General features: G+C 53.8%; 16 protein-coding genes and 2 tRNA genes. 14 read left to right on the top strand and 4 right to left on the bottom strand.

Going from position 1 to position 24,568, the window contains the following annotated elements:
• Window positions 1–150 precede the first annotated feature (150 nt).
• The gene (mutH, locus tag ABVN36_RS04745) at window positions 151–846 is read right to left on the bottom strand and encodes a DNA mismatch repair endonuclease MutH (protein ID WP_023138781.1); all 696 of its coding nucleotides are present in this window, start codon (window positions 844–846) and stop codon (window positions 151–153) included.
• A 682-nt stretch (window positions 847–1,528) separates the two neighbouring features.
• Here mutH and rppH point away from each other — a divergent pair.
• The 12 genes from rppH (at window position 1,529) to recD (ending at window position 19,950) form a co-directional block, all read left to right on the top strand.
• On the top strand, window positions 1,529–2,059 hold the full coding sequence (gene rppH, locus ABVN36_RS04740; protein ID WP_000564481.1) for an RNA pyrophosphohydrolase: 531 nt from the start codon (window positions 1,529–1,531) through the stop codon (window positions 2,057–2,059).
• Between the two features lie 12 nt (window positions 2,060–2,071).
• Complete coding sequence (ptsP, locus tag ABVN36_RS04735; RefSeq protein ID WP_000957888.1) at window positions 2,072–4,318, top strand: phosphoenolpyruvate--protein phosphotransferase; 2,247 nt, start codon at window positions 2,072–2,074, stop codon at window positions 4,316–4,318.
• A 215-nt stretch (window positions 4,319–4,533) separates the two neighbouring features.
• On the top strand, window positions 4,534–5,409 hold the full coding sequence (gene lgt, locus ABVN36_RS04730; RefSeq protein ID WP_000204645.1) for a prolipoprotein diacylglyceryl transferase: 876 nt from the start codon (window positions 4,534–4,536) through the stop codon (window positions 5,407–5,409).
• Between the two features lie 6 nt (window positions 5,410–5,415).
• Window positions 5,416–6,210, top strand: coding sequence for a thymidylate synthase (gene thyA, locus ABVN36_RS04725; RefSeq protein WP_000816247.1), 795 nt, complete (start codon window positions 5,416–5,418; stop codon window positions 6,208–6,210).
• A gap of 184 nt (window positions 6,211–6,394) precedes the next feature.
• Entirely contained in the window at window positions 6,395–6,865 is a 471-nt protein-coding gene (locus tag ABVN36_RS04720; RefSeq protein WP_000744668.1) for a prepilin peptidase-dependent protein, read from the top strand.
• Window positions 6,856–7,419: a prepilin peptidase-dependent protein gene (locus tag ABVN36_RS04715; RefSeq protein ID WP_000029150.1), complete on the top strand. Its 564-nt coding sequence runs from the start codon at window positions 6,856–6,858 to the stop codon at window positions 7,417–7,419. Before ABVN36_RS04720 ends, ABVN36_RS04715 begins: the two co-directional genes overlap by 10 nt.
• On the top strand, window positions 7,416–7,823 hold the full coding sequence (locus ABVN36_RS04710) for a DUF2509 family protein (protein WP_001078527.1): 408 nt from the start codon (window positions 7,416–7,418) through the stop codon (window positions 7,821–7,823). The genes ABVN36_RS04715 and ABVN36_RS04710 overlap by 4 nt, the downstream gene beginning before the upstream one ends.
• Window positions 7,808–8,128 carry a prepilin-type N-terminal cleavage/methylation domain-containing protein gene (locus ABVN36_RS04705; protein ID WP_000019286.1) on the top strand — a complete coding sequence of 107 codons (321 nt, stop codon included), beginning with the start codon at window positions 7,808–7,810 and terminating at the stop codon, window positions 8,126–8,128. The genes ABVN36_RS04710 and ABVN36_RS04705 overlap by 16 nt, the downstream gene beginning before the upstream one ends.
• A 15-nt stretch (window positions 8,129–8,143) precedes the next feature.
• On the top strand, window positions 8,144–11,515 hold the full coding sequence (gene recC / locus ABVN36_RS04700) for an exodeoxyribonuclease V subunit gamma (protein WP_023138782.1): 3,372 nt from the start codon (window positions 8,144–8,146) through the stop codon (window positions 11,513–11,515).
• 176 nt (window positions 11,516–11,691) lie between these two features.
• On the top strand, window positions 11,692–14,580 hold the full coding sequence (gene ptrA / locus ABVN36_RS04695) for a pitrilysin (RefSeq protein ID WP_023138783.1): 2,889 nt from the start codon (window positions 11,692–11,694) through the stop codon (window positions 14,578–14,580).
• Window positions 14,573–18,118, top strand: coding sequence for an exodeoxyribonuclease V subunit beta (gene recB, locus ABVN36_RS04690; RefSeq protein WP_023138784.1), 3,546 nt, complete (start codon window positions 14,573–14,575; stop codon window positions 18,116–18,118). Before ptrA ends, recB begins: the two co-directional genes overlap by 8 nt.
• Entirely contained in the window at window positions 18,115–19,950 is a 1,836-nt protein-coding gene (recD, locus tag ABVN36_RS04685; RefSeq protein ID WP_020899175.1) for an exodeoxyribonuclease V subunit alpha, read from the top strand. The genes recB and recD overlap by 4 nt, the downstream gene beginning before the upstream one ends.
• A gap of 102 nt (window positions 19,951–20,052) precedes the next feature.
• Here the strand turns inward: recD and argA are convergent, their stop codons facing one another.
• A complete protein-coding gene (gene argA, locus ABVN36_RS04680; RefSeq protein WP_000588964.1) occupies window positions 20,053–21,384 on the bottom strand; it encodes an amino-acid N-acetyltransferase in 1,332 nt (443 codons plus the stop codon).
• Between the two features lie 232 nt (window positions 21,385–21,616).
• Here argA and amiC point away from each other — a divergent pair, with 232 nt between their 5' ends.
• Window positions 21,617–22,870 (top strand): N-acetylmuramoyl-L-alanine amidase AmiC, encoded by a 1,254-nt coding sequence (gene amiC, locus ABVN36_RS04675; RefSeq protein WP_000011919.1) that lies wholly within the window; start codon window positions 21,617–21,619, stop codon window positions 22,868–22,870.
• A gap of 109 nt (window positions 22,871–22,979) precedes the next feature.
• On the opposite strand, the gene ABVN36_RS04670 is transcribed toward amiC, so the two are convergent.
• Both ABVN36_RS04670 and ABVN36_RS04665 read right to left on the bottom strand, forming a co-directional pair.
• Window positions 22,980–23,056 (bottom strand) — tRNA-Met (locus ABVN36_RS04670).
• A 29-nt stretch (window positions 23,057–23,085) separates the two neighbouring features.
• Window positions 23,086–23,162 (bottom strand) — tRNA-Met (locus ABVN36_RS04665).
• Window positions 23,163–23,369: 207 nt separating this feature from the next.
• Here ABVN36_RS04665 and mltA point away from each other — a divergent pair.
• On the top strand, window positions 23,370–24,467 hold the full coding sequence (mltA, locus tag ABVN36_RS04660; RefSeq protein WP_000678626.1) for a murein transglycosylase A: 1,098 nt from the start codon (window positions 23,370–23,372) through the stop codon (window positions 24,465–24,467).
• Window positions 24,468–24,568: the final 101 nt, after the last annotated feature.

Genomic DNA, 24,568 nt, shown 5'->3' with positions numbered 1-24,568 from the left:
AATTATAGGCCCGTCGAGTGACGGGCGAAAGCCCAGGCTGAATTTGCGCAACCAGGAACGGTGTAAAATAGCGGCGACAATACGCTTACGTTTATCCGGCGTCGGCCCGATGCGTAGCCATAGCGGAGGCGCATTTGCGTGTAATGGACGTTACGGATTCTGCAATAAAAAATGGCGAGCCAGCAGCGCCTGCGTAAAATTTTTTTTCAGATAAAATCCACGCGGTAGCGTCACAATAGGTTCCCCGCGCGCGCCGATAGCCTCGGTGAGCGCCCTGGCATTGGCGGCTTTGGGCCGCAGTTGCAAGACTTCGCCATGACGGGCGGTAATGCGTTCCACCTGGCCCAGCACTATCATATCCATCAGCTCTTCCCAGTCGAGGCGTAGCTGTCTGTCTTCTTCTTCACTCGGACTCCAGAGTAGCGGCGAACCTACGCGGCGTTCGGCTAACGGTATGCTGCGATCGCCTTCGACCGGCACCCATAGCACGCGCTTCAATTTATGCCGTACGTGACTTGTCTCCCAGGTCACGCCGCTGTTACCGGTTAACGGCGCCACGCAAACAAAGGTTGTTTCCAGAGGACGACCCAGACTATCCACCGGGATGGTTTTCAGTTCTACGCCTAACGCGGCGAAATCCTGCTCCGGCTTGCTCCCGGCGCTGGCGCCGAGCCAGATCTCCAGCAAGACGCCGATCCAGCCTTTGTCTCGCTTCAAATCTTTAGGCGTGGTAATGCCGGCCATCGCCGCCAGCTCGCCTAACGTATAGCCGGAAAGCTGCCGCGCCTGGGCTAACAGCAATGCTTCCGAAGCAGGCGGAGTCAGTAGCGGACAAAGAGCGGACATGACAATTACCTTAGGTTAAAAAATGAGCAGTGATTTTATACCGTATGGGCAGAGTTTATCTTTTTCTGTGTCTTATATTCAATAGACTGATTTTTATTGCCTTTTTTGTGTTGTTTCTTCGTGTTGCGCAACGCTGAAGCGGGTTTTCCAATTCTGGTCACTGACAATAAACAGGATCTTACACTATGTTATCCACAGAAAGTTGGGATAACTGTGTAAAACCGCCACTACTGTTTCCATTTACAGCCTTGACGTGCGACGAAAATCGAAAATTCAGACAAATAGTGCGTAAGTTATTGGCACAATCTGTGGATAAAACCGACGCTGGTTGATCTTTCATCAGCATAAGGATCTTAGATGTGATGCTGGTCACGCTTTATGAAGGTAGCATGTAAGATTTGTCTATAACACAATGAATATAAGGCACTATTTTTACTGTTTTCCGCATGAGGAATTCAGACTGTTCTGGGTTTTCCCGTGGTAATTCCATACTTCTTCACAACTATATCCACAGAAAAGGTGAATAAAATGGCGCAAGGGCGTCATCATCTGTTTATAACTCGGCTATTTACTGTGAGTTATTCAATTGTTATTAGGCTGTGTCACTATTACAGAGTGGTTTACCGCCTCACTGGAGTATGAAACAATCGTTCATATATAAGGTTTATGTTGAGGTAGTCCGGTGATTGATGACGATGGCTACCGCCCAAATGTAGGTATCGTAATTTGTAATCGTCAGGGGCAGGTGATGTGGGCCCGGCGATTTGGTCAGCACTCCTGGCAGTTCCCGCAGGGCGGGATAAATCCAGGGGAGTCGGCAGAACAGGCGATGTACCGGGAACTGTTTGAAGAAGTTGGGTTAAGCCGTAAAGATGTGCGGATCCTTGCTTCTACTCGCAACTGGTTGCGTTACAAGTTACCAAAACGTTTGGTGCGTTGGGACACAAAGCCGGTATGTATCGGCCAGAAACAAAAGTGGTTTCTTTTGCAGTTAATGAGCGCCGACGCCGAAATCAATATGCAAACCAGCAGTACGCCGGAGTTTGACGGCTGGCGCTGGGTAAGTTACTGGTATCCGGTTCGACAAGTGGTGTCATTTAAACGCGATGTCTACCGCAGGGTAATGAAAGAGTTTGCAAGTGTTGTCATGGCGCTTCAGGATAATCCCCCTAAGCTACAAAGCGCGCCTGCTTATCGACGTAAAAGAGGTTAAGCCACGCAAATTATGCTCACTCGCCTGCGCGAAATAGTCGAAAAAGTGGCCAGTGCGCCGCGTCTGAACGAGGCGCTGAATATTCTGGTCACAGATATCTGTCTTGCGATGGATACTGAGGTTTGCTCGGTTTACCTGGCCGATCATGACCGACGCTGTTATTACCTGATGGCGACGCGGGGGTTGAAAAAACCGCGTGGTCGAACCGTTGCGCTTGCGTTTGATGAGGGGATCGTCGGTCTGGTGGGCAGACTGGCGGAACCCATTAACCTTGCCGATGCGCAAAAACATCCCAGCTTTAAATACATTCCTTCGGTAAAAGAGGAGCGTTTTCGCGCGTTTCTCGGCGTGCCGATCATTCAGCGTCGCCAACTTCTCGGCGTGCTGGTCGTACAGCAGCGCGAATTGCGCCAGTACGATGAAAGCGAAGAGTCTTTCCTCGTCACGCTCGCTACGCAGATGGCGGCTATCCTGTCACAGTCGCAGGTCACAGCGCTGTTCGGGCAATACCGGCAGACGCGAATCCGCGCGCTTCCTGCGGCGCCGGGCGTGGCTATCGCAACGGGCTGGCAAGACGCGACCATGCCGCTGATGGAACAGGTTTACGAAGCGTCTACGCTGGATACCTCTCTTGAACGCGAACGATTGACCGGCGCGCTGGAAGAGGCGGCGAACGAGTTCCGACGATACAGCAAACGCTTTGCCGCTGGCGCGCAAAAAGAGACGGCGGCCATTTTCGATCTGTACTCACACCTGCTTTCAGATGCCAGACTGCGTCGCGAACTCTTCGCCGAGGTCGACAAAGGCGCTGTTGCGGAGTGGGCCGTTAAAAAAATCATCGAAAAATTTGCCGAGCAATTTGCGGCGCTAACCGATAACTACCTCAAAGAACGTGCGGGAGACTTACGCACGCTGGGGCAGCGGCTGTTATTCCACCTTGATGATTCAGTTCAGGGGCCAAACGCCTGGCCGGAACGTTTTATTCTGGTCGCGGATGAGCTGTCGGCGACCACCCTGGCGGAGCTGCCGCAGGACAGGCTGGCGGGCGTTGTGGTGCGCGACGGCGCGGCAAACTCGCATGCGGCGATTATGGTGCGCGCGCTCGGTATCCCGACCGTCATGGGCGCGGATATCCAACCTTCGGTGCTACATCGCCGTACGTTGGTGGTGGATGGCTATCGCGGTGAATTACTGGTCGATCCTGAACCCGTGCTTATTCAGGAATATCAGCGGCTCATTAGTGAAGAGATAGAACTCAGTCGTCTGGCGGAGGACGACGTCAATCTTCCCGCCCAACTGAAAAGCGGCGAGCGTGTCAAAGTGATGCTGAATGCCGGGCTCAGTCCCGAGCATGAGGAAAAGTTAGGCAGTCGGATCGACGGTATCGGCCTGTACCGTACTGAAATTCCCTTTATGCTGCAAAGCGGGTTTCCCTCGGAAGAAGAGCAGGTGGCGCAGTATCAAGGGATGCTGCAAATGTTTAACGATAAACCGGTGACGCTGCGGACCCTGGATGTGGGAGCGGATAAGCAACTGCCCTATATGCCGATCAGCGAGGAGAACCCGTGTCTGGGCTGGCGCGGGATCCGCATTACGCTGGATCAGCCGGAGATCTTTTTGATCCAGGTCCGCGCGATGCTGCGCGCCAATGCGGCGACTGGCAACCTCAGCATTTTGTTGCCGATGGTCACCAGTATTGATGAAGTCGATGAAGCGCGGCGTCTGATCGAACGCGCCGGGCGCGAGGTCGAGGAGATGATCGGCTATGCGATCCCGAAACCGCGTATCGGCATTATGCTGGAAGTACCGTCAATGGTATTTATGCTGCCGCATCTGGCTAACCGGATCGACTTTATCTCGGTCGGCACCAACGATTTAACGCAATATATCCTGGCGGTAGATCGCAACAATACCCGCGTGGCCAGTATTTACGACAGTCTGCATCCGGCTATGCTGCGCGCACTGAGCATGATTGCGCAGGAAGCCGAAAAAAATGGCCTCGATCTTCGCTTGTGCGGCGAGATGGCGGGCGATCCGATGTGCGTGGCGATTCTTATCGGTCTGGGATATCGCCATCTTTCGATGAATGGCCGTTCGGTAGCGCGTGTGAAATATCTGCTGCGGCATATCGATTTTGAAGATGCGCAAACCCTTGCCAGACGCAGCCTTGAGGCGCAGATGGCGACCGAAGTGCGTCATCAGGTGGCGGCGTTTATGGAGCGCCGCGGGATGGGGGGATTGATTCGCGGAGGGTTGTAACGACTGGAGCGGGAAAAGAGAGTGACTGTGGATTCACGGCGCAGACAACACGCCTGCAAGATGAAAGACAATGCGTATACATATCTTTTAACGGTAATCGGCATCTCGCTTTTAACCCTTGTGCTATTATTCGCACCTTTGGAGCGTCTGCAACGCGCAGGCGCACTTATCAATCGCTATCTCTTCAGCGAAATAACAAGAAATTGTGGTGACAGATGACCAGTAGCTATCTGCATTTTCCGGACTTTGATCCGGTCATTTTCTCAATTGGGCCCGTCGCGCTTCACTGGTATGGCTTGATGTATCTGGTGGGGTTCGTTTTCGCGATGTGGTTGGCGGTGCGTCGCGCTAACCGTCCGGGAAGCGGTTGGACCAAAAACGAAGTTGAAAATTTACTCTATGCAGGTTTCCTGGGGGTCTTCCTGGGGGGGCGTATTGGCTATGTCCTGTTTTATAACTTCCCTCTGTTTCTGGATAACCCGCTCTATTTATTCCGCGTCTGGGACGGCGGCATGTCCTTCCACGGCGGGCTTATCGGTGTGATACTGGTGATGATTATTTTCGCCAGGCGCACGAAGCGCTCGTTCTTTCAGGTGTCTGATTTTATTGCGCCGTTAATTCCGTTCGGCCTGGGCGCCGGGCGTCTGGGCAACTTTATCAACGGTGAATTGTGGGGGCGCGTCGATCCTGACTTCCGGTTTGCCATGCTCTTTCCTGGCTCACGCGCGGAAGATATTGCGCTGCTGCCGTCACATCCGCAATGGCAGCCTATTTTTGATACCTACGGCGTATTGCCGCGCCACCCTTCCCAGTTGTATGAACTGGCATTAGAAGGCGTGGTGCTGTTTATCATCCTTAATCTCTTTATTCGCAAACCGCGTCCGATGGGCGCAGTCTCCGGATTATTCCTGATTGGCTATGGCGCGTTTCGTATCATTGTTGAATTCTTCCGCCAGCCGGACGCGCAATTTACCGGCGCGTGGGTACAGTACATCAGCATGGGGCAGATTCTCTCTATCCCGATGATTATCGCTGGCGCGATCATGATGGTTTGGGCATATCGCCGCCGCCCGCAGCAACACGTTTCCTGAGGAACCATGAAACAGTATTTAGAACTGATGCAAAAAGTGCTGGATGAAGGCACACAGAAAAACGACCGTACCGGCACCGGCACGCTTTCCATTTTTGGCCATCAGATGCGTTTTAACCTGCAGGAAGGCTTTCCTCTGGTGACGACGAAACGCTGCCATTTACGTTCAATTATTCACGAACTGCTATGGTTTTTGCAGGGCGATACCAACATCGCTTACCTGCACGAAAATAATGTCACCATCTGGGACGAATGGGCCGATGAGAACGGCGATTTAGGCCCGGTTTATGGTAAGCAGTGGCGTGCATGGCCAACACCGGATGGCCGCCATATCGATCAGATCGCCACGGTCTTAAGCCAGCTTAAAAACGACCCGGACTCTCGTCGTATTATCGTTTCTGCGTGGAACGTCGGCGAGCTGGATAAGATGGCGCTGGCGCCGTGTCACGCCTTTTTCCAGTTTTATGTCGCAGATGGAAAACTCTCCTGTCAGCTTTATCAGCGCTCCTGCGATGTGTTCCTCGGTCTGCCGTTCAACATTGCCAGCTACGCGTTACTGGTGCATATGATGGCGCAACAGTGCGACCTGGACGTCGGCGATTTTGTCTGGACCGGCGGCGACACGCACCTGTACAGCAACCATATGGAGCAGACGCACCTGCAATTAAGCCGTGAACCGCGCGCGCTGCCGAAGTTGGTCATTAAGCGTAAACCCGATTCGCTTTTTGACTACCGGTTCGATGATTTCGAAATTGAAGGCTATGATCCGCACCCCGGTATTAAAGCGCCGGTCGCTATCTAAGCGCTGACGATCCTGCCATAACCGACGTCATTGCGCGTCGGTTTTTTTTACCCTTCGTCTCAATCTTCGGCGCGGATTCCTGAAATTTTGCAACGCGCTGCAAGACATGAACTTTTTTCCGTAACGCGCCGAACAATCTGTATTTGGCGCTCGTTATTTTTCTTCCGCCCGCCATACTGCCGACATGAAAAAACAACAGGGCTATACGCTCATTGAAACGGTGGTCGCGATGTCGCTCATTATCATTCTCAGCGCCACAGGACTTTATGGCTGGCAACGCTGGCAGCAGCAACAGCGCCTGTGGCAAACCGCATGTCAGGTGCGGGATTACCTGCTGCAACTTCGTGAGGATGCTCACTGGCATAACCGCGATCACATTCTTCGCGTGGTCAGCGAAGGCGGTTCATGGTGCTTTGTCAGCTCTGTTGCTACGCAAACATCGTGTACGCCATCTTCCCCCTTTGTGTTTACGCCCGACTGGCGTGATGTCGTCCTTGCCGATATCACGCCGTCGTTAGCCTTCTTTGGCCTGCGCAATACGGCATGGGCAGGGCACATCGTACTGAAAAACGCTGCCGGAGAGTGGCGTCTGGTCGTCTCCTCCTGGGGGCGAATCAGGCTATGTGAGCGTAATGAGGCCGCCACGTGTCAATAACCACGCGAGGGTTCTCGCTACTGGAGGTTGTGCTGGCGATGGCGATAGGTTCCATTTTACTGCTTGGGTCCGCACGATTTTTACCGGCGCTACAGCGTGAAATCTGGCACAACACGCGACAGTTATCGCTGGAAGATGAAATCTGGCAGCGAACCTATACCGTAGCGAAGCATCTTCAACGTGCGGGTTACTGTCATGGCCACTGTATTGGCGAAGGGTTACATCTTGCCGAACAGGGGCAATGCGTCATCGTTCAGTGGGACGGGAATAATAACGGTGTCTGGGATACCATACCGGCGAAAGAGGCCGACCAGACCGGGTTCCGTATGAAGGATAACGTTCTGGAGACATTACGCGGAGCAACATCTTGCCAGGGTAAGGGATGGGAAAAAATGACCGATCCCAATACGGTACTCATCACGGCGTTTACCGTTGAGCGCCGGGATATAACGGGATTCTCGCCAGTGCTCATGCTGCATCTGCGCGGTGCCAGCAAAGCCGAGCCTCAGACGGTTATTGACGCGCAATACAGCGTAACGGGATTTAATCTGTGAATCGGGAACGTGGCGCTTCTTCGCTAATACTGGCGCTTTTAATACTGATTCTGGGTAGTCTGCTACTGCAAGGCGTAAATCAGCAGCAGGCCAGCTATGCCGCCCGCGTGACGACGCAGAGCCTGGCGATACAACGCCAGGCGCTCGTACAGTCGGCGCTGGAATGGGGGCGGGGGCAGCTATGGTCAGGCGTAACCGAAATGGAATGTCGGCGCTATTCCCCTTCAGGAGCGAGGGTCTGTTTGCGGAGATTATCGGAGGATGAGGTGGTGATGGCGGCGCAAGATGATGGCATGACGTTATGGCGTTTGGGCAACGTCATTCAGGGAAGCATTGTCTTTTCTCCCCACGGCTGGAGTGATTTTTGTCCGTTAAAAGAGGTGGCGTTATGTCGCATCCCCTGAATTTACAACGCGGGTTTAGCCTCCCGGAAGTTTTAGTGGCGATGGTTCTAATGGTAATGATCGTCACCGCGCTGTCAGGCTATCAGCGGGTATTAATGCACAGTTTTGCATTACGACACCAGTATCTCCAGATCTGGCGGCAGGCGTGGCAGCAAACGGCGCTGTATCCATTTTCGCCTGCTGACGACTGGAAGGCCAACCGGATGCAGACAACGCAATCGGGATGTGTCAGCATCAGCGTCACGATGGTTTCACCCTCTGGCAGGCAGGGGCAAATGACGCGCTTGCATTGTCCAAATCGTTAATCGTCAGGAGTAATTATGTTAAGGGTCTACCACTCCAATCGTCTGGATGTGCTGGAAGCGTTGATGGAATTCATCGTCGAACGCGAGCGGCTGGATGATCCCTTTGAACCAGAAATGATTCTGGTTCAAAGCACGGGTATGGCGCAGTGGCTGCAGATGACCCTTTCACAAAAGTTTGGTATTGCGGCGAATATCGCTTTTCCGTTACCGGCGAGTTTTATCTGGGAGATGTTTGTCCGCGTGTTGCCGGATATCCCCAAAGAAAGCGCTTTCAGCAAACAAAGCATGAGCTGGAAACTGATGACCTTGCTGCCGCAGTTGCTGGATAAGGATGAGTTTGTACTGCTGCGCCATTATCTGACCGACGACACCGATAAACGCAAACTCTTTCAGCTTTCCGCGCGCGCCGCCGACCTGTTCGATCAGTATCTGGTTTATCGGCCTGACTGGCTTACGCAGTGGGAAGCGGGAAAAACCGTGGAAGGTCTGGGGGAGGCGCAAAACTGGCAGGCGCCGCTGTGGAAAGCATTGGTGGAATATACCGCCGCGCTGGGGCAGCCGCGCTGGCATCGCGCCAATCTCTACCAACGCTTTATTCAAACGCTGGAGAGCGCGACCGCCTGCCCGCCAGGGTTGCCGTCCCGCGTTTTTATTTGCGGCATTTCCGCGTTACCGCCAGTGTATCTCAGCGCATTGCAGGCGCTGGGTAAACATATTGAAATCCATCTCCTTTTTACTAATCCGTGTCGGTATTACTGGGGGGATATTAAAGACCCAGCCTGGCTGGCAAAACTCATGGCTCGCCAGCGTCGTCACACTTTTGAAGACCGTCATTTACCGCTGTTCCGTGAAAATCAGAATCCGGAAGCCTTATTTAACAGCGACGGTGAACAGGATATCGGTAATCCGCTACTGGCCTCATGGGGAAAACTGGGGCGGGATTATATCTACCTGCTATCTGAACTGGAAAACAGCCAGGAGCTGGATGCGTTTGTTGATATTACGCCAGATAATCTTTTGCATCGGATTCAGGCGGATATCCTTGAACTGGAAAGCCATGCGGTGGCGGGCGTAAATCTTGAGGAGTATTCGCGCAGCGACAATAAGCGTCTGCTCGATCCCGAGGATAACAGCCTCTCTTTTCACGTTTGTCACAGCCCGCAGCGCGAGGTGGAGATACTGCACGATCGCCTGCTGGCGATGCTGGAAGCCGATCCGACGCTAACGCCGCGCGACATTATCGTTATGGTGGCTGATATTGACAGCTATAGCCCGTTTATCCAGGCGGTGTTTGGTAGCGCGCCAACGGAGCGCTATCTGCCTTATGCCATTTCCGATCGGCGGGCGCGTCAGTCACATCCGGTGTTACAGGCATTTATCAGCCTACTTTCGTTACCGGACAGCCGCTTTGTCTCCGAGGATGTTCTGGCGTTGTTAGACGTACCGGTATTGGCTGCCCGCTTTACGATCAACGAAGAAGGGTTGCGTTATTTGCGCTTGTGGGTCAATGAGTCAGGCATTCGCTGGGGAATTGACGATGACAACGTACGCGAGCTGGAACTTCCTGCCACAGGGCAGCATACATGGCAATTTGGCCTGACGCGTATGCTGCTGGGGTATGCGATGGAAAGCGCCCAGGGCGAGTGGCAGTCGGTTCTGCCTTATGACGAATCCAGCGGTCTGATTGCCGAGCTGGTCGGGCATCTGGCTTCGCTGTTGATGCAGCTTAATATCTGGCGGCGCGGTCTGGCGCAGGAGCGACCGCTGGAAGAGTGGCTGCCCGTTTGTCGCGACATGCTCAATGATTTCTTCCTGCCCGATGCGGACACGGAAGCGGCAATGACATTGATTGAACAGCAGTGGCAGGCCATTATCGCCGAAGGCGTCGCGGCGGAATATGGCGACGCGGTACCGATTTCGCTACTGCGGGATGAACTGGCGCAGCGTCTGGATCAGGAACGTATTAGCCAGCGCTTCCTGGCGGGCCCCATCAATATTTGTACGCTGATGCCGATGCGTTCCATTCCGTTCAGAGTCGTTTGCCTGCTGGGAATGAACGACGGCGTATACCCGCGCCAGCTTGCGCCGTTGGGCTTTGACCTGATGAGCCAAAAACCCATGCGCGGGGATCGAAGCCGTCGCGACGATGACCGCTACCTGTTTCTGGAAGCGTTAATTTCGGCGCAGCAGACGCTGTATATCAGCTACATCGGTCGCTCCATCCAGGATAATAGCGAACGCTTTCCCTCTGTACTGGTGCAAGAATTGGTGGATTACATCGGACAAAGCCACTATTTGCCGGGCGACGAAACGCTGACCTGTGATGAGAGCGAAGCACGAGTCAAAGCGCATATTACGCGTCTGCATACCCGTATGCCTTTTGATGCGCAAAATTACCAACCCGGCGAACAGCAAAGTTATGCCAGAGAGTGGTTGCCTGCGGCGAGTCAGTCGGGGAAAGCGCATTCTGACTTTGTGCAGCCGCTTCCTTTTACGATGCCGGAAACATTGACTCTGGAAAGTCTGCAGCGTTTTTGGGCCCATCCGGTACGCGCATTTTTTCAGATGCGGCTTCAGGTTAATTTCCGCTCGGAAGAGAGTGAGATTCCTGATGCGGAACCGTTTGAATTAGAGGGATTGACGCGATATCAACTTAACCAACAGTTGCTCAATACGCTGGTTGAAGAGGACGACGCCGAACGCTTGTTCCGCCGTTTCCGGGCTGCGGGAGAGTTGCCTTACGGCGCGTTTGGCGAAATATTCTGGGATGCGCAATGTCAGGAGATGCAGCAACTGGCAAGCCGGGTTATCGCCTGTCGTAAGCCGAGCCAAAGCCTGGAAGTGGATCTGCTTTGCAATGGCGTTCAGCTAACCGGCTGGCTACCGCAGGTACAGGAGGATGGATTATTGCGCTGGCGTCCCGCTTTAATCAGCGTGGCGCAAGGTGTGAAACTTTGGCTGGAACACCTTGTCTATTGTGCCAGCGGCGGGAGTGGCGAAAGTCGTCTGTTTTTGCGCAAAGAGGGAGAATGGCGATTTCCGCCACTTGATAAAGCGCAGGCAATGGCTTACCTGGCGCAACTGATTGAAGGCTACCGGGAAGGCATGTCTTCTCCGCTATTGGTACTGCCGGAAAGCGGCGGCGCATGGATAAAAGCCTGTTATGACGCTGAAAATGATGTCATGTTAGACGACGATGACACCTTACAGAAGGCCAGAACAAAGTTTCTACAGGCTTATGAAGGCAACATGATGGTGAGCGGCGAAGGCGAAGATATCTGGTATCAACGTCTTTGGCGTCAGCTGGAATCTGAAACGTTGCAGGCTATCATTGCGCAGTCCCGACATTACCTGTTACCGCTGTTTCGTTTTAATCAGTCTCGTTGATTGTATGAAAATCGCGCAATTAAAAGGCTTCGACTATGATGCGCTCTTCGTCACGGACTGATTACTGATAAAAAGATGCGCCTGGTTCAGCACAATAATATCCCGTTCTGCTCAGGTCGATGGTTTACGTGGCCATACAGATGAGTGGGAATGAAAGTTAATGATGAGGTCCGTGAATGCCCCGCAGCACCTGGTTCAAAGCGTTATTGTTATTGGTCGCCCTCTGGGGGCCTGCAGTTCAGGCGGATATCGGTTGGCAACCGCTGCAAGAAACTATCCGTAAAAGCGATAAAGATACCCGGCAGTATCAGGCGATACGTCTTGATAATGACATGGTGGTGTTGCTGGTATCCGATCCGCAGGCTGTAAAGTCGCTTTCAGCGTTAGTGGTACCCGTTGGATCGCTTGAAGATCCTGAGGCTCATCAGGGGCTTGCTCATTATCTTGAGCATATGTGCCTGATGGGGTCAAAAAAATATCCGCAGGCGGATAGCCTTGCCGAATACCTTAAAAGACATGGCGGTAGCCACAACGCCAGCACCGCGCCTTATCGAACAGCCTTCTACCTGGAGGTTGAAAACGACGCGCTTCCAGGCGCCGTAGATCGCCTGGCCGACGCCATTGCCGCGCCATTGCTCGATAAAAAATACGCCGAACGCGAACGAAACGCGGTGAATGCCGAGCTGACGATGGCGCGCACCCGCGACGGTATGCGTATGGCGCAGGTAAGCGCCGAAACCATTAACCCGGCGCATCCAGGCTCGCACTTTTCTGGCGGCAATCTGGAAACGCTAAGCGATAAGCCGGGAAATCCGGTGCAACAGGCGTTGATCGCTTTTCATGAAAAATACTATTCAGCTAATCTGATGAAGGCGGTGATTTACAGTAATAAACCCTTGCCGGAACTGGCGCGTATTGCCGCCGCAACCTATGGTCGCGTGCCGAATAAACAGATTAAAAAACCGGAAATTAACGTACCTGTCATCACCGAGGCGCAGAAGGGCATCATTATTCATTACGTGCCGGCGCTACCGCGTAAAGTGCTGCGCGTGGAGTTTCGTATTGATAACAATAGCGCGCAGTTCCGTAGCAAGACCGATGAACTGGTCTCTTATCTGATTGGCAATCGTAGCCCGGGGACGCTCTCTGACTGGCTGCAAAAACAAGGACTGGTCGAAGGTATTAGCGCGGATTCCGATCCGATTGTTAATGGTAACAGCGGCGTATTTGCCATTTCGGCAACGCTGACCGATAAAGGTTTGGCCAATCGTGATGAAGTCGTCGCAGCTATCTTTAGCTATCTCAATACGTTACGTGAAAAAGGGATAGATAAACGTTACTTTGACGAGCTGGCGCATGTGCTGGATCTCGACTTCCGCTATCCGTCGATTACCCGCGATATGGACTATGTCGAATGGCTGGCGGACACTATGATCCGCGTCCCGGTAGCGCATACGCTGGATGCGGCGAATATCGCCGATCGTTACGATCCTGCCGCTATCAAAAATCGCCTGGCGATGATGACGCCGCAGAATGCGCGCATCTGGTACATCAGTCCCCAGGAACCCCATAATAAGATTGCGTATTTTGTGGATGCGCCTTATCAGGTCGATAAGATTAGCGAACAGACGTTTAAAAACTGGCAGCAAAAAGCACAGGGCATTGCGTTGTCGCTGCCGGAGTTAAACCCCTATATTCCTGATGATTTCACGCTTGTGAAGAATGACAAAAACTACGTGCGGCCAGAACTGATTGTCGATAAAGCGGATTTGCGTGTGGTTTATGCGCCGAGTCGTTATTTCGCCAGCGAGCCAAAAGCTGACGTGAGCGTGGTATTGCGTAACCCGCAGGCGATGGACAGCGCCCGCAATCAGGTACTGTTCGCCCTTAATGATTATCTGGCGGGAATGGCGCTCGATCAGCTCAGCAACCAGGCGGCAGTGGGCGGCATTAGCTTTTCCACTAACGCCAACAATGGTCTGATGGTCACTGCGAACGGTTATACCCAGCGTTTGCCACAGCTTTTCCTGGCGTTGCTGGAAGGATATTTTAGCTACGACGCCACGGAGGAACAGCTGGCGCAGGCGAAATCCTGGTATACGCAGATGATGGATTCTGCGGAGAAGGGAAAAGCCTACGAACAGGCGATTATGCCGGTGCAGATGATTTCGCAGGTGCCTTATTTTTCCCGTGATGAACGTCGCGCTTTGCTGCCGTCCATTACGTTAAAAGAGGTGATGGCCTATCGTAATGCGTTAAAAACGGGCGCTCGTCCGGAATTTCTGGTTATAGGAAATATGAGCGAAGCCCAGGCGAGCTCTCTGGCGCAAGATGTTCAAAAACAGCTCGCGGCGAACGGATCGGCGTGGTGTCGTAACAAAGACGTGGTGGTTGAGAAAAAGCAGTCCGTAATATTTGAAAAAGCGGGCAGTAGCACCGACTCCGCGTTAGCCGCGGTCTTTGTTCCGGTCGGCTACGACGAGTACGTCAGCGCCGCCTACAGCGCGATGTTAGGTCAGATTGTTCAACCGTGGTTTTACAATCAGCTACGAACCGAAGAGCAACTGGGATACGCCGTTTTCGCCTTTCCGATGAGCGTTGGCCGTCAGTGGGGAATGGGATTCCTGCTACAGAGCAACGATAAACAGCCCTCTTACCTGTGGCAACGCTATCAGGCATTTTTCCCTGACGCCGAGGCGAAGCTGAGAGCGATGAAGCCGGAAGAGTTCGCCCAAATTCAGCAGGCGATCATTACGCAAATGCGCCAGGCGCCGCAAACGTTGGGCGAAGAAGCATCCCGTTTAAGCAAGGATTTCGATCGGGGTAATATGCGCTTTGACTCGCGTGATAAAATCATCGCTCAGATAAAATTGCTGACGCCACAAAAGCTTGCCGACTTCTTCCACCAGGCGGTGGTGGAACCACAAGGTATGGCAATATTGTCACAGATTGCTGGTAGCCAGAATGGAAAAGCAGAATACGTGCATCCGACAGGCTGGAAAGTGTGGGATAACGTCAGCGCATTGCAGCAAACGTTACCTCTAATGAGCGAAAAGAATGAATGATGTCGCCGAGACTCTTGATCCTCTGCGCTTGCCCCTTACAGGCGAGCGTTTGATTGAAGCATCAGCGGGCACAGGCAAAACGTTTACTATCGCGGCGCTGTATCTGCGGTTATTGCTCGGCCTGGGCGGCAGTGCCGCATTTCCCCGCCCGTTGACCGTTGAAGAACTGCTGGTGGTAACCTTTACGGAGGCCGCCACTGAAGAGCTGCGTGGGCGAATCCGCAGTAATATCCATGAGTTGCGCATCGCCTGTCTGCGGGAAAGCACGGATAATCCGCTTTATGCCCGCTTGCTGGAAGAAATTAGCGACAAAAAGCAGGCCGCACAGTGGTTATTACTGGCGGAACGACAAATGGACGAGGCCGCGGTCTTTACCATCCACGGTTTTTGCCAGCGTATGCTCAGCCTGAACGCTTTCGAATCCGGTATGTTGTTTGAGCAACAGCTTATTGAAGACGAATCTTTGTTGCGTTATCAGGCCTGCGCCGATTTCTGGCGGCGTCATTGCTATCCGCTGCCGCGCGACATCGCGCAGGTGGTGTTTGACGTGTGGAAGGGGCCGAAGGCGCTCTTAAAGGATATCGATCGTTATCTGCAGGGCGAAGCGCCGGTCATTAAAGCGCCGCCATCGCAGGAGGAGACGCTGGCATCGCGTCATGAACAGATCCTGGCGCGTATCAACCAGGTGAAGCAGCAGTGGTGTGAGGCGGTTAGCGAGCTGGACGCGCTGATCGAATCATCCGGCATCGATCGCAGAAAGTTCAACCGCGGCAATCAGGCGAAATGGATCGAAAAGATCACCGCGTGGGCGCAAGAAGAGACGAAAAACTATCAATTACCCGAGGCGTTGGGAAAATTTTCACAGCGTTTTTTAGCTGAGCGCACCAAAGCTGGCGGCGTGACGCCCCAGCACCCATTGTTTGTCGCCATCGATAACCTGTTGGGCGAACCGCTATCGATTAAAGATCTGGTTCTTACCCGAGCGTTATCAGAGATCCGTGAAACGGTGGCTCAGGAAAAACGCCGGCGCGGCGAGCTGGGGTTTGACGATATGCTCAGCCGTTTAGATACCGCGCTGCGTAGTGAAAGCGGCGAGGCGCTGGCTGCGGCGATTCGTACCCGTTTTCCGGTGGCGATGATCGATGAATTTCAGGATACCGACCCACAACAGTACCGTATTTTTCGCCGTATCTGGCGACATCAACCCGATACGGCGCTATTGCTGATTGGCGATCCTAAACAGGCGATTTATGCGTTTCGTGGCGCGGATATCTTTACCTACATGAAGGCCCGCAGCGAAGTGAGCGCGCACTATACCCTTGACACTAACTGGCGCTCCGCGCCGGGGATGGTGAATAGCGTTAACAAGCTGTTCAGTCAGATGAATGACGCCTTTATGTTCCGCGATATTCCCTTCAGTCCGGTAAAGTTTGCGCCCAGAAACCAGTCGCTGCAATTTAAAGTGAATGACGCGCCTCAACCGGCGATGACCCTGTGGCTAATGGAGGGGGAAAACTGCGGTTCGGGCGATTATCAAAGTTATATGGCGCAGGTGTGCGCCACGCAAATTCGCGACTGGCTGCGTGCCGGGCAAACGGGCGACGCGCTGCTGATGAACGGCGATTCGTCGCGGCCCGTTCGCGCCTCGGATATCAGCGTGCTGGTGCGCAGCAGGCGGGAAGCCGCGCTGATACGGGATGCGCTGACCTTACTGGCGATCCCCTCCGTCTATCTTTCTAACCGCGACAGCGTATTCGAAACGCTCGAAGCGCAGGAGATGCTGTGGGTGTTGCAGGCGGTGATGGCGCCCGAACGTGAGAATACGCTGCGTAGCGCTCTGGCGACATCAATGATGGGTCTTACCGCGCTGGATATCGAAACGCTTAACAATGATGAAAATGCGTGGGATGCGGTTGTTGAAGAGTTTGATGGCTACCGACAGATTTGGCATAAACGCGGCGTGATGCCTATGCTGCGCGCGCTAATGTCGGCGCGCAATATTGCTGAAAACCTGCTGGCGACAGCGGGAGGCGAACGTCGGCTGACGGATATTCTGCATATTAGCGAACTGTTACAGGAAGCCGGTTCGCAGCTGGAAAGCGAACATGCGCTGGTGCGTTGGCTGGCGCAACATATCCTTGAACCCGATAACAATGCTTCCAGCCAGCAACTACGTCTGGAAAGCGATAAGCATCTGGTGCAAATCGTCACCATTCATAAATCGAAAGGTCTGGAATACCCGCTGGTCTGGCTACCTTTTATCACCCATTTCCGCGTGCAGGACCAGGCTTTTTATCACGACAGGCACTCCTACGAGGCGGTGCTGGACCTTAGTCACGCCGAAGAGAGCATAGCACTGGCGGAAGCCGAACGCCTGGCGGAAGATCTGCGCCTACTTTATGTCGCGCTGACCCGTGCAGTGTGGCATTGCAGCCTCGGCGTCGCGCCGCTGGTGCGGCGTCGCAGCGATAAGAAAGGCGAGACGGATGTGCACCAAAGCGCGCTTGGGCGACTCCTGCAAAAAGGCGAACCGATGGATGCCGCAGGCCTTCGCGCCTGTATTGAGGCGCTATGCGACGAGGATATCGTGTGTCGAACGCCAGGCAGTACGGATAACGACCGCTGGCAAATTGCCGCTGCATCGCACGCGGAACTCAGCGCCAGAACGCTGCAACGTTTGCTTTATGATAGCTGGCGCGTCACCAGTTATTCCGGTTTGCAGCAGCGGGGACATAGCGTGGCGCAAGATCTTATTCCTCGTCTCGACATTGACGCCGCAGGCGTTGGCGAAGCGGCGGAAGCGCCGGCAATGACGCCGCATCACTTTCCTCGCGGGGCATCGCCGGGAACATTTTTGCACAGCCTGTTTGAAGAGCTTGATTTTACTCAACCGATAGACCCCCAATGGGTACAGGAAAAACTGGAGCTGAGTGGTTTTGAGACGCGATGGGAGCCCGTACTTACCCGCTGGCTGGACACCGTGTTGCACGTTCCCCTTAACGAGACGGGCGTTAGTCTGAGCGTGCTGACCGAGCGTGAAAAACAGGTCGAAATGGAGTTTTATCTGCCGATTGCCCAGCCGCTTACCGCCGGAGAGCTGGATGCGTTGATTCGTCGATACGACCCGCTTTCAGCAGGTTGCCCTGCGCTGGATTTCATGCAGGTTCGCGGCATGTTAAAGGGCTTTATCGACCTGGTGTTCCGTTATGAGGGGCGCTATTACCTGCTCGACTATAAATCTAACTGGCTGGGCGAGGATAGCGCCGCTTATACCCAGACGGCGATGGCTGCGGCGATGCAGGCGCATCGCTATGATTTACAGTACCAGCTTTATACGTTGGCATTGCACCGTTACCTTCGTCATCGAATGGCGAATTACGACTATGAACGCCATTTCGGCGGCGTCATCTATCTCTTTTTACGCGGGGTGGATAGCGAACGTCCGCAGCAGGGTATTTTTACCACTCGTCCTGCGGCGGCGTTAATTAACCAACTGGATGATATGTTTGCAGGTGAAATGAGTGAGGAGGCGCAATGACAATCCAGGAGCGGTTGCTGGAGGCCGTTGGACAAAAACTATTACGGCCCATTGATGCCCAGTTTGCTTTAACCGTCGCCGGTAACGACGATCCCGCCGTGACGCTGGCGGCAGCGCTGCTTAGTCATGACGCAGGTGAAGGTCACGTGTGTCTGCCGTTGTCGCGTTTAACGTTAACGGAGGAGGCGCATCCCTTACTGGTCGCCTGGATAAGCGAAACGGCTACGCCAATCGACTGGAAAAAGCGGTTACTGGCGTCTGCGGCGGTTAGCTGCGGCGATAGCCCCGCGCCGTTAATTCTGTGCGGAGATCGCCTCTACCTGAATCGCATGTGGTGCAACGAGCGTACGGTTGCGCGCTTTTTTAACGAAGTTAACCAGGCCATCGCCGTAGATGAAGATCAGTTATCCCGTATTCTGGACGCGCTATTCCCTCCGACAGACGAGGTGAACTGGCAAAAGGTGGCCGCCGCCGTAGCGCTAACTCGCCGTATCTCCGTGATTTCAGGCGGTCCCGGCACCGGTAAAACCACCACCGTCGCGAAGTTGCTGGCGGCATTAATTCAAATGGCGGATGGCGAACGTTGCCGTATCCGGCTGGCGGCGCCGACCGGGAAAGCGGCCGCACGCCTGACGGAGTCGCTCGGCGCGGCGTTGCGTCAGCTTCCTCTTACCGATGCGCAGAAAAAGCGTATACCGGAGGACGCCAGTACGCTGCACCGACTGCTGGGCGCACAGCCCGGCAGCCAGCGATTACGCCATCATGCGGGCAACCCGCTACATCTGGACGTGCTGGTGGTCGATGAAGCATCAATGATTGATTTGCCGATGATGTCACGTTTGATTGACGCTCTGCCGCCGCACGGGCGGGTCATTTTTCTTGGCGATCGCGATCAGTTGGCATCCGTTGAGGCGGGCGCTGTGTTGGGCGATATTTGCGCCTATGTCAACGCAGGGTTTACGGCGGAACGCGCCCGACAGCTAAGTCGACTAACAGGGAGCGCTATTCCGGCGGGGGCCGGAACGCAAGCCGCGTCTTTACGCGATAGCCTCTGTTTGTTGCAAAAGAGCTACCGTTTCGGCAGCGATTCTGGCATCGGCAAGCTGGCGGCGGCAATTAACTGCGGCGACAGGTCGGCAATCCAGGCTGTTTTTCAGCAGGGGTTTAGCGATATAGAGAAGCGTACATTGCAAAGCAGCGACGATTATGCCGGGATGCTGGATGAAGCGCTGGCGGGCTATGGTCGCTACCTGCGGTTGCTGCATGAGAAAGCGACGCCGGAGGCAATCCTTCAGGCTTTCAATGAGTATCAACTGCTTTGCGCGCTGCGTGAAGGCCCATTTGGCGTGAGGGGACTGAATGACCGCATTGAGCAGGCGATGGTGCAGCAACGAAAAATTCAGCGGCACCCGCACTCTCGCTGGTATGAAGGGCGTCCGGTAATGATTGCGCGCAACGATAGCGCGTTGGGGCTATTTAACGGCGATATTGGTATTGCGCTCGATCGCGGGCAGGGGTTACGCGTCTGGTTTGTGATGCCGGACGGCACGATCAAGTCCGTTCAGCCCAGCCGTCTGCCGGAACATGATACAACCTGGGCGATGACGGTACATAAATCACAGGGGTCTGAATTTGATCACGCCGCGCTGATTTTACCCAGCCAGCGTTCGCCGGTCGTGACGCGGGAGCTGGTGTATACCGCTGTTACGCGGGCGCGGCGGCGGTTATCGCTGTATGCCGATGAACGGATCCTGGCAGGCGCGATTGTGACGCGTACGGAACGGCGCAGCGGGTTAGCCACCTTATTTGATGAAGTCAGTCGTACCGGATAAGACGAGTTCTCGCCGGATGGCGACGCGTAGCGTCTTATCCGGCCTCCAAATGATGCTTTCGAGCGTAGGCCTGATAAGCGCAGCGCTATCAGGCCCCCCTCGTTACCCTAAATCCGCCATCAGCACCTTTGAACGTCGCTGATAGTTATACATTTTTTTCTTGCTCTCAGGCAGTAACTCTATATCGACAGGCGTGAAACCGCGCTCCTGGAACCAGTGAATACTGCGCGTCGTCAGCACAAACAATTTACGCAGCCCCATTTGCCGCGCCTGGGCGGCAACCCGCTCCAGAAGCACTTCTCCACGCGATGAGCTGCGGTAATCCGGATGTACCGCTACGCAGGCCATTTCGCCTATTTTCTCTTCCACAAAAGGATACAGCGCCGCGCAGGCGATAGTCATATTATCGCGCTGAATAATGGTAAATTTATCGATCTCCATCTCCAGTTGTTCACGGGAACGGCGTACCAGAATGCCCTGCTGTTCCAGTGGGCGGATAAGCTCCAGAATACCGCCAATATCGTTGATGGTGGCGCGGCGGATCTGCTCGGCGCTCTCCATGACGATCTGCGTACCGATACCGTCACGCGAGAACAGTTCCTGTAATAGCGAGCCATCTTCCTGATAGCTGATCAGATGGCAACGACGAACGCCGCTACGACAGGCTTTTACCGCGCCGCGCAAAAAACGTACGGTTCCGGAGTTGTAGTCGCCCTGCGCTTCCAACTCTTCCACCCGCGCCTGTGCTTCATTCGGGAAGAGTTCAGAAATGATGCCGCCCTCGCTATTGGTAACGCCCTGAGAAGAACAGAAACCGATCATTTTTTCCGCTTTCAGTTTAACGGCGAGTTGAGTGGCAATCTCTTCTGAGGTCAGATTAAAACTTTCGCCGGTCACTGAGACGGCGACCGGCCCCATCAGAACGATCGCGCCGTTATCCAACTGGCGGTTGATCGCATCTTCATCAATGCGCCGGATACGGCCGCTATGACAGTAGTCCACGCCATCATCAACGCCCAGCGGCTGCGCAATGGTGAAATTGCCACTGACGACATTAATGTGCGCGCCCTGCAACGGCGTATTGTTCAGACTCATCGACAGACGGGCGGTAATATCAAGCTGGAGTAAACCGGCGGCCTGTTTCACCAGCTCCAGTGCTTTGGCGTCCGTCACCCGCGTGTTTTTGTGGTAAATCGGTTCATGATGATGCGCGGCCAGATTGGCGTCGATTTGCGGTCGCGCGCCATACACCACGACAAGGCGAATACCGAGGCTATGCAGTAGCCCGATATCGCTAACGATGCTGGAAAAATTGTCATGCTCAATGGCTTCGCCGCCGAGCATAATGACAAAGGTTTTTCCGCGATGGGTGTTGATATAGGGAACTGAATGGCGAAACCCTTCTACCAGTTCGGTTTTACGTTCCTTTATCATTGCGCGCCCCACTAGTGAATTATTATTCGAAATTGGTGTATTTTTATTCTGTTTTTGCCCTCTGTGCAAGCGTAAATTTTATGCGGTCCGATCGCTTTTCTTAGTAATGCCGTGAATATAAAAAGAATGTTTACCCTTTTATAGATGACAGATTATGCGTCATTCGCTAAAGTTTCCGGTCAATTTGGATGAACTTTGTATGATCTCTATTTAGTTTTTGCTCGGGAGAAGCATGTCGGGAGCCAATTCAGCAATCAGCCGTCGCCGTTTACTACAAGGCGCGGGCGCCATGTGGCTATTAAGCGTGAGCCAGGTCGGGCTGGCTGCCGTAAGCCAGGTCGTTGCGGTGCGTATCTGGCCTGCGTCCAGCTATACCCGCGTCACGGTAGAGTCGAATCGTCTGCTGAAATATAAACAATTTGCCTTAAGTAACCCGGACCGCGTGGTGGTAGATATTGAGGATGTGAATCTGAACTCGGTGCTTAAAGGCATTGGCGCGCAGATTCGCAGCGACGATCCGTATATCAAATCCGCAAGGGTAGGGCAGTTTGATCCTAAGACTGTGCGTATGGTCTTTGAGCTAAAACAAAACGTGAAGCCGCAGCTATTTGCGCTGGCGCCTGTGGCAGGCTTTAAAGAACGTCTGGTGATGGATCTTTATCCTGCCAATGCGCAGGATATGCAGGATCCGCTGCTGGCGCTGCTGGAAGACTACAATAAAGGCGATCTGGATAAACAGGTGCCGCCTTCGCAAAGCGGGCCGCAGCCCGGTAAAGCGGGGCGCGACCGCCCCATTGTCATTATGCTTGATCCGGGACACGGTGGCGAAGACCCCGGCGCGATAGGCAAATACAAAACGCGTGAAAAAGACGTGGTGCTCCAGATAGCCCGCCGCCTGCGCGCGTTGATCGAAAAAGAAGGCAACATGAAGGTCTATATGACGCGCAATGAAGACATCTTCATTCCGTTAAAAGTCCGGGTGGCGAAAGCGCAGAAACAGCGCGCCGACCTGTTTGTCTCTATTCATGCGGATGCCTTCACCAGCCGGCAGCCTAGCGGTTCATCCGTATTCGCACTATCGACCAAAGGCGCCACCAGTACCGCGGCGAAATATCTGGCGCAAACGCAGAACGCCTCGGACTTAATTGGCGGCGTGAGCAAAAGCGGTGACCGTTATGTCGACCATACGATGTTCGATATGGTGCAATCGCTGACCATTGCCGATAGTTTGAAATTCGGTAAAGCGGTGTTGAAGCAGCTTGGTAAAATTAATGACCTGCATAAAAACAAGGTCGAGCAGGCGGGGTTTGCGGTGTTAAAGGCGCCCGATATTCCGTCTATTCTGGTCGAGACGGCGTTTATCAGTAACATTGAAGAAGAACGCAAGCTCAAGACTGCGACGTTCCAGCAACAGGTCGCAGAGTCGATTCTGGCGGGCATTAAAGCGTATTTTGCCGATGGGGCGACGCTGGCGAGAAGAAGTTAACCTGAGATGACGGCGAGTTTATTGCGCGGGTAAGTAGGATGCTGCCCGCACTGTCGTTGCGGACCAGACGACAGATACAAAAAAACACCCGTAAGGGTGTTCATTAAGTTGGTTGCGGGGGCCGGATTTGAACCGACGACCTTCGGGTTATGAGCCCGACGAGCTACCAGGCTGCTCCACCCCGCGTCCGTCTAAACTTGCATTCTCATTGTAATTGGTTGCGGGGGCCGGATTTGAACCGACGACCTTCGGGTTATGAGCCCGACGAGCTACCAGGCTGCTCCACCCCGCGTCCGTGGATGCGCACTATACTCCGCTGAGCTTTTGTTGCAACCCTTTTTTCATATAAATCGCTAATTTCTCATGAATTGCGCAAATACACCGCAGATAGCGCGATTTTTAAACGAATTTACATAATGAGATCGCGATCGCATTTCATTACTTCGGACGGTTTGTTATCTTCACCGGGCACTTTCGATTACGCAGAAGACGAGACACCATGAAAGGACGTTGGGCAAAATATGTGGCGACAGGCGTAATGCTGGCAATGCTGGCTGCCTGTTCATCAAAACCGACCGATCGCGGTCAGCAATATAAGGACGGGAAATTTACCCAGCCCTTCTCCCTGGTAAACCAGCCGGACGCGGTGGGCGCGCCGATTAATGCTGGTGACTTTGCCGAGCAGGTCAACCAGATCCGTTCCGCGTCGCCGCGTTTATACACCAATCAAAGCAACGTCTATAACGCTGTCCAGAACTGGTTACGTTCCGGAGGCGATACGCGCACTATGCGCCAGTTTGGTATTGATGCCTGGCAGATGGAAGGCACCGACAACTACGGTAACGTCCAGTTCACGGGCTACTATACGCCCGTCGTTCAGGCTCGCCATACGCGCCAGGGCGCGTTTCAGTATCCTATCTATAGTATGCCGCCAAAACGCGGACGCTTACCGTCCCGCGCTCAGATCTACGCAGGCGCGCTGAGCGATAAGTACATCCTGGCCTGGAGTAATTCGCTGATGGATAACTTTATTATGGATGTCCAGGGCAGCGGTTATATTGATTTCGGTGATGGTAGTCCGCTGAACTTCTTTAGTTATGCCGGTAAAAACGGCTGGCCTTATCGCAGTATTGGTAAAGTGCTTATCGATCGCGGTGAAGTGAAAAAAGAAGATATGTCGATGCAGGCCATACGCGAATGGGGAGAGAAGCACAGCGAAGCGGAAGTGCGTGAATTACTGGAGCAGAACCCGTCGTTCGTCTTCTTTAAGCCGCAATCTTTTGCGCCGGTCAAAGGCGCCAGCGCCGTACCGCTGATTGGGCGAGCATCCGTCGCCTCCGACCGCAGCATCATTCCGCCTGGCACGACCTTGTTGGCGGAAGTACCGTTGCTGGATAACAACGGTAAATTTAGCGGTCAGTATGAGCTACGTTTGATGGTCGCGCTGGATGTCGGCGGAGCGATTAAAGGCCAGCACTTTGATATTTACCAGGGGATCGGCCCGGATGCCGGGCATCGTGCCGGATGGTATAATCACTATGGTCGCGTCTGGGTGTTAAAAAGCGCGCCGGGCGCCGGTAACGTGTTTAGCGGCTGATTGTGGTATTCTGCGACAACCGGATTGCCCGATAACGTGTTCGCTATCGGGCCTGAAAATAGTGAGCAGGGGTGAGGAATAACCTCACCTTTTTTTATTCT

Origin of the sequence: Salmonella sp. SJTUF15581, assembly GCF_043356775.1 — a bacterium.
In the GTDB taxonomy this organism is placed as follows: Bacteria; Pseudomonadota; Gammaproteobacteria; order Enterobacterales; family Enterobacteriaceae; genus Salmonella; species Salmonella enterica.
The sequence above is the reverse complement of the archived record's forward strand: the minus strand, read 5'-3'. Positions and strand labels throughout refer to the sequence as shown.

Coding starts and splice junctions, on each gene's coding strand:
- mutH (WP_023138781.1), bottom strand. CDS start 846: ATGTCCGCTCTTTGTCCGCTACTGACTCCGCCTGCTTCGGAAGCATTG.
- ptsP (WP_000957888.1), top strand. CDS start 2,072: ATGCTCACTCGCCTGCGCGAAATAGTCGAAAAAGTGGCCAGTGCGCCG.
- lgt (WP_000204645.1), top strand. CDS start 4,534: ATGACCAGTAGCTATCTGCATTTTCCGGACTTTGATCCGGTCATTTTC.
- thyA (WP_000816247.1), top strand. CDS start 5,416: ATGAAACAGTATTTAGAACTGATGCAAAAAGTGCTGGATGAAGGCACA.
- ABVN36_RS04720 (WP_000744668.1), top strand. CDS start 6,395: ATGAAAAAACAACAGGGCTATACGCTCATTGAAACGGTGGTCGCGATG.
- ABVN36_RS04705 (WP_000019286.1), top strand. CDS start 7,808: ATGTCGCATCCCCTGAATTTACAACGCGGGTTTAGCCTCCCGGAAGTT.
- recC (WP_023138782.1), top strand. CDS start 8,144: ATGTTAAGGGTCTACCACTCCAATCGTCTGGATGTGCTGGAAGCGTTG.
- ptrA (WP_023138783.1), top strand. CDS start 11,692: ATGCCCCGCAGCACCTGGTTCAAAGCGTTATTGTTATTGGTCGCCCTC.
- recB (WP_023138784.1), top strand. CDS start 14,573: ATGAATGATGTCGCCGAGACTCTTGATCCTCTGCGCTTGCCCCTTACA.
- recD (WP_020899175.1), top strand. CDS start 18,115: ATGACAATCCAGGAGCGGTTGCTGGAGGCCGTTGGACAAAAACTATTA.
- argA (WP_000588964.1), bottom strand. CDS start 21,384: ATGATAAAGGAACGTAAAACCGAACTGGTAGAAGGGTTTCGCCATTCA.
- amiC (WP_000011919.1), top strand. CDS start 21,617: ATGTCGGGAGCCAATTCAGCAATCAGCCGTCGCCGTTTACTACAAGGC.
- mltA (WP_000678626.1), top strand. CDS start 23,370: ATGAAAGGACGTTGGGCAAAATATGTGGCGACAGGCGTAATGCTGGCA.